The sequence below is a fragment of the Sphingomonas sp. FUKUSWIS1 genome, from assembly GCF_000733135.1.
Classification (GTDB): domain Bacteria; phylum Pseudomonadota; class Alphaproteobacteria; order Sphingomonadales; family Sphingomonadaceae; genus Sphingomonas; species Sphingomonas aerolata.
Genome location: NZ_JPJC01000277.1, coordinates 12,782 through 17,963 on the forward strand (window position 1 = coordinate 12,782; position 5,182 = coordinate 17,963).

General features: G+C 66.8%; 6 protein-coding genes. All 6 read left to right on the forward strand.

The window, feature by feature from the left end; genetic code table 11:
* The coding region (locus tag sphsw_RS19075; protein ID WP_042467755.1) for an HAD hydrolase family protein at positions 1 to 565 on the forward strand (565 nt) is incomplete at its 5' end.
* Positions 562 to 1,305: an HAD-IIB family hydrolase gene (locus sphsw_RS17685; protein ID WP_031441770.1), complete on the forward strand. Its 744-nt coding sequence runs from the start codon at positions 562 to 564 to the stop codon at positions 1,303 to 1,305. The genes sphsw_RS19075 and sphsw_RS17685, both read left to right, overlap by 4 nt.
* Before the next feature lie 4 nt (positions 1,306 to 1,309).
* Entirely contained in the window at positions 1,310 to 1,765 is a 456-nt protein-coding gene (locus sphsw_RS17690) for a GreA/GreB family elongation factor (RefSeq protein WP_031441771.1), read from the forward strand.
* Positions 1,765 to 1,947 (forward strand): hypothetical protein, encoded by a 183-nt coding sequence (locus sphsw_RS17695; protein ID WP_031396458.1) that lies wholly within the window; start codon positions 1,765 to 1,767, stop codon positions 1,945 to 1,947. Before sphsw_RS17690 ends, sphsw_RS17695 begins: the two co-directional genes overlap by 1 nt.
* 363 nt (positions 1,948 to 2,310) lie before the next feature.
* Positions 2,311 to 3,483: an NAD(P)/FAD-dependent oxidoreductase gene (locus tag sphsw_RS17700; RefSeq protein ID WP_031441772.1), complete on the forward strand. Its 1,173-nt coding sequence runs from the start codon at positions 2,311 to 2,313 to the stop codon at positions 3,481 to 3,483.
* Between the two features lie 57 nt (positions 3,484 to 3,540).
* The coding region (locus sphsw_RS17705; RefSeq protein WP_031441773.1) for a DEAD/DEAH box helicase at positions 3,541 to 5,182 on the forward strand (1,642 nt) is incomplete at its 3' end.

Sequence of the window (5,182 nt, forward strand, 5' to 3'; positions counted from 1 at the left end):
CATGGTCGATATCGACGTCGTGCGCGGCGCGATGGAGATCATCGGTGACGCCCCCGTCGATACCTGGATCTTCGCCGACGACGTCTGGTATGCCAGCACCGACCAGGGCGGGCATGTCGACAGCGAGCGCAAGGCCTCGGCGCAGGATCCGGTGATCGTCGCCGACTTCACCGACCTGCTCGGCAAGGCGGACAAGGTGACGTTCGTCAGCGACGACGAGGACCTGCTGCGCGACCTGCACGCCAAGGTCGCAGCGAAATTCGACGCGCAGGCGACGATCGTCCAGAGCCAGACCTATTATCTCGACATCACGCCCGTGGCGGGCAACAAGGGCAGCGGGATCGAGGAACTCGCGGACGCGTTCGGCATCAGCCTGACGCGGACCGCGGCGATCGGCGACCAGGCGAACGACATCGCGATGCTCAAGCGGGCCAGGCTGGCGATCGCGATGGGCAATGCGCCGCAGTCCGTCCGCGACGTCGCGCACGAGATTACCACCGCGAACGATGCCGATGGCGTCGCGCACGCGATCGATACATTTATCCTGACTGGAGTTTCCGCATGAAAGAGTTGGTTGCCTTTGACCTCGACGGAACGCTGGCCGAAAGCAAGCAGCCCTTGCAGGAGCCGATGGGCGAGGCGCTCGCCGACCTGCTCGACGTCGCGCATGTCGCGGTGATCTCGGGTGGCGACTGGCCGCAGTTCGAAAAGCAGGTCGCGAGCCGCCTGCCCGAGCGCGCTGATCGCACCAAGCTGTGGCTGATGCCGACGACCGGCACCAAGCTGTACCGGTTCGACGACGCCTGGCGTGCGGTCTATGCCGAGCTGTTCGAGGACGACGAGAAGCAGAAGATCCTGAAGGCGTTCGATGAGTCGCTCGAGGCGACCGGGTTCGTCCCCGAGCAGACCTGGGGCGAGCGGATCGAGGATCGCGGCAGCCAGATCACCTTCTCCGCGCTCGGCCAGGAAGCACCGATCGACGCCAAACACAGCTGGGATCCCGATTTCGCCAAGCGCAAGGTGATCCAGGCCGATCTGCGCCAGCGTCTGCCGGGTCTGTCGATCAACATGGGCGGCGCGACCTCGATCGACATCACGCGCGAAGGTGTCGACAAGGCGTATGGCCTGAAGAAGCTCAACGAGGCGAGCGGCATCGCGCTCGACAAGATGATGTTCATCGGCGACGCGATCTTCCCGGGCGGCAACGACTATCCGGCCGAGCAGCTCGGGCTCGACGTCGTGAAGGTGAAGAATGTCGATGGCACGCTGGCGGCGATCGCCGGGATCGTCGCATGTCTGAAGTAAGCGCATGAGCGTCGCGTTTCGCCGTGAAAGCGACGAGGAACATCTTGAGCCGAAGTTCGAACAGCCGATCGCGCCGGGGCCCAATCTGGTCACGGCGCGCGGCCTTGCGCTGATCGGCGAGCGCGTCGAGACGATCGAGGCGGCGGTGGCGGCCGAGACCGACGAGGAAGCACGCAAGGTTCTGCTGCGCGACCTGCGCTACTGGCACACACGGCAGACGACGGCAGAGCTCGCGCCGGAGCCCGAAGAGGGTGAGGTCGGGATCGGATCGTCGGTGCGCGTGCGGATGAACGGCGCGGAACGGACGATCGCGATCGTCGGCGGCGACGAGGCCGAGCCGGGCGAGGATCGCCTCGCTTTCTCCGCCCCGCTCGCGCGCGCGCTGATGGGCGCCGCAGTGGGCGAGACGGTCGCGTTTGCCGGCAAGGCGGATGCGATCGAGATAGTGGAGATCGCATAATGGCCGAGGCAAAATTCGAACGGCACCGCCAGCCCTGGACCCAGGACGAGATCCAGAAGCTGCACACGCTCGCCAAGAAGGGCATGGCGCTGAAGGCGATCGCCAAGGCGCTGACGCGGAGCGAGGAATCGGTGAAGACGCGGGCGAAGGAAGATTCGCTGAATATCGCGAAGCTGCGCTGATTTTTTAGTCATCCTGGACGTGATCCAGGATCCAGAGCCGCCGGCGTCGCCGCTTGTGGCTCTGGATCCTGACTTTTGTCAGGATGACGATTGAAGAATTCACTACCCCGGCGGGGGCCGGGGTCCAGTTGGCGAGGTGGGGGTAACGGCGCGCGACGTGCGTCATTGCCGTCCCCCAACTGGGCCCCGGCCTTCGCCGGGGTGGTGCTTTCGTTAGGAGCCGGTGGCGCCTATATGGGCGATCCCGAACGCGCTACATCCGGCCTTGTTCTCCCGCAAAGGCGGGAGCCCAGTCCGGGTCCCGCCTTCGCGGGGAAACACCTTTGACCAGCGGCCGGCACCCCGCGCCGCACGGAGCGAACCTTGTCCGACTATGACGCGATCATCCTCGGGGCGGGCGCCGCCGGGCTCATGTGCGCCGCGGTCGCGGGGCAGCGCGGGCGGCGAGTCCTACTCGTCGACCATGCCGAGCAGGCGGGGAAGAAGATCCTGATCTCGGGCGGCGGGCGGTGCAATTTCACCAACATGCACACCGCCGCCGACCGCTATATCTCCGCCAATCCGCATTTCGCCAAGTCCGCGCTCGGTCGCTACACCGCGCAGGATTTCCTCGCCCTCGTCGAGTCCTACGGGATCGCGTGGCACGAAAAGACGCTGGGGCAGCTGTTCTGCGATGGCTCGGCGAAACAGATCGTCGAGATGCTGCTCGATGAATGCGACAAGGGGCGGGTCGACCTGTCGCTGGGACGCGGCGTCACTGCGGTCGAGCAGGGTGACGGCGGCTACCGCGTCGCGATCGACGGCCGCGCGGTCACCGCGCCCGCGCTGGTGATCGCGACCGGTGGGCCGTCGATCCCGAAGATGGGCGCGACCGGTTTTGCCTATGATCTGGCGCGGCAATTCGGGTTGAAGGTGGTCGAGCCGCGGCCCGCGCTCGTCCCGCTGACGCTCGGCGGCGACGAGATCCTGTTTCGCGAATTGTCGGGCGTCGCCGCCGATGTCGTTGCGACGGCCGGCAAGACCGCGTTTCGCGAGGCGGCGCTGTTCACGCATCGCGGGCTGTCGGGCCCGGCGATCCTGCAGGCCTCGTCCTATTGGCGGCATGGCCAGCCGGTGGGCATCGATTTTGTCCCCGACCGGGACTCCGGCTGGCTCCCCGCGGCGAAGCGCACCACGCCGCGTACGACGCTGCGCAAACTGCTCGGGGGGACGCTGCCCGACCGACTCGCGGAGACGCTGAGCGAGCGGCTGGGGATGACGGGGGAGATTTCCACGCTCACCGATCGCCGGCTGCAGGACGCCGAGCGTGCGCTAAGCCATTGGCAATTCACGCCAAATGGCAGCGAAGGCTATGCCAAGGCGGAGGTGACGGCGGGCGGAATCAGCACTGCTGAGCTTTCTTCACAAACAATGGAAGCCAAACGCGTAAAAAACCTGTATGCGGTCGGCGAAGCGGTCGATGTCACAGGGTGGCTCGGCGGCTACAACTTCCAATGGGCATGGGCGAGCGGGTGGGCCGCGGGCCAAGTCCTGTAGGGACCACCACGCCAGTGCTTTGCCGTAGCGTCAAGCCGGCCACCAATTAGGACGTACATGCCTTTTTCAAATATTCCGTCGCTTCTTTCCGAAGCGCTCGCCGCGCGTGGCTATACCGCGCTCACCCCCGTCCAGGCGCATGTGATCGAGGAGAATGCGGTCGGTCGCGATCTCGTCGTGTCCGCACAGACCGGTTCGGGCAAGACCGTCGCGTTCGGCCTCGCCATGGCCGGCGAACTGCTCGGTGAAGCAGGCGAGGACGGCGTCCAGCGCCTGCCAGCGCCGCACAAGCCGCTTGTGCTCTGCATCGCCCCGACGCGCGAACTCGCGCTGCAGGTCAGCCGCGAGCTGATGTGGCTCTATGCCAAGGCGGGTGCGCGCATTTCGACCTGCGTCGGCGGGATGGATGCCTCGAAGGAGCGTCGCAGCCTCGCGCACGGCGCGCATATCGTCGTCGGCACGCCTGGCCGTCTGCGCGACCATCTCGAGCGCGGCGCGCTCGACCTGTCGGCCCTGAAGGTCGCGGTGCTCGACGAAGCCGACGAGATGCTCGACATGGGCTTCCGCGAGGATCTCGAGCAGATCCTCGACGCGTCGCCCGAGCAGCGCCGTACCCTGCTGTTCTCGGCGACGATGCCGCGGCCGATCGTCGCGCTTGCCAAGCGCTACCAGCGCGACGCGGTGCGGATCTCGACCGTCGGCGAGGATCGCGGTCATGGCGACATCTCGTACCAGGCCGTCACGGTCTCGCCGTCCGAGATCGAGCATGCGGTGATCAACCTGCTGCGCTTCCACGAAGCGGAGACGGCGATGCTGTTCTGCGCGACGCGCGATAACGTCCGCCATCTGCATGCGAGCCTGGTCGAGCGCGGTTTCGCCGCGGTCGCGCTGTCGGGTGAGCATTCGCAGAACGAGCGTAACGCCGCGCTCCAGGCCCTGCGCGATCGCCGTGCGCGCGTCTGCGTCGCGACCGACGTCGCCGCGCGCGGCATCGATCTGCCGACGCTCAGCCTCGTCGTTCACGTCGAACTGCCACGCGATGCCGAGACGCTCCAGCATCGCTCGGGTCGTACCGGTCGTGCGGGCAAGAAGGGCACCGCCGTGCTGATCGTGCCGTTCCCGCGTCGCCGTCGTGTCGACATGATGCTGAAAGGTGCGAAGATCAACGCGGAGTGGGTCAACGCCCCGACCGCCGAGGACATCCGGAAGAACGACCATGAGCGTCTGATCACGATGCTGATGCAGCCGGTCGAGGTCGAGGACGAGGATCGCGAGCTCGCGACCCGCCTGATGGCCGAGAAGACGCCTGAGGATATCGCCGCGGCGCTGGTGCACATGCACCGCGCGACGATGCCGCAGGCCGAGGACCTGATCGACCAGAGCAAACAGTCGGTCAGCGACGATCGTTCGCAGGGTCCGCGCGCGGGCTTCGAGGACACGGTCTGGTTCCGCATGGACATCGGTCGTCGCCAGAACGCCGATCCGCGCTGGATCCTGCCGCTGATCTGCCGTCGCGGGCACATCACCAAGTCCGAGATCGGTGCGATCCGCATCGGCCCGAACGAGACCGCGTTCGAGATCCCGCGCGCCGTCGCGTCGCGCTTCTCGGCAGCGATCCAGCGTACCGCGCAGGCGGGCGAAGAGGAGAGCGGCGTCGCGATCGAGGCGATGCAGGGCGCGCCCGAGAGCACCGCCCGCC

Bases quoted from the DNA above. Each gene is read 5' to 3' on its own strand.
- sphsw_RS17685 (WP_031441770.1), top strand. From the start codon at position 562: ATGAAAGAGTTGGTTGCCTTTGACCTCGACGGAACGCTGGCCGAAAGC.
- sphsw_RS17690 (WP_031441771.1), top strand. From the start codon at position 1,310: ATGAGCGTCGCGTTTCGCCGTGAAAGCGACGAGGAACATCTTGAGCCG.
- sphsw_RS17695 (WP_031396458.1), top strand. From the start codon at position 1,765: ATGGCCGAGGCAAAATTCGAACGGCACCGCCAGCCCTGGACCCAGGAC.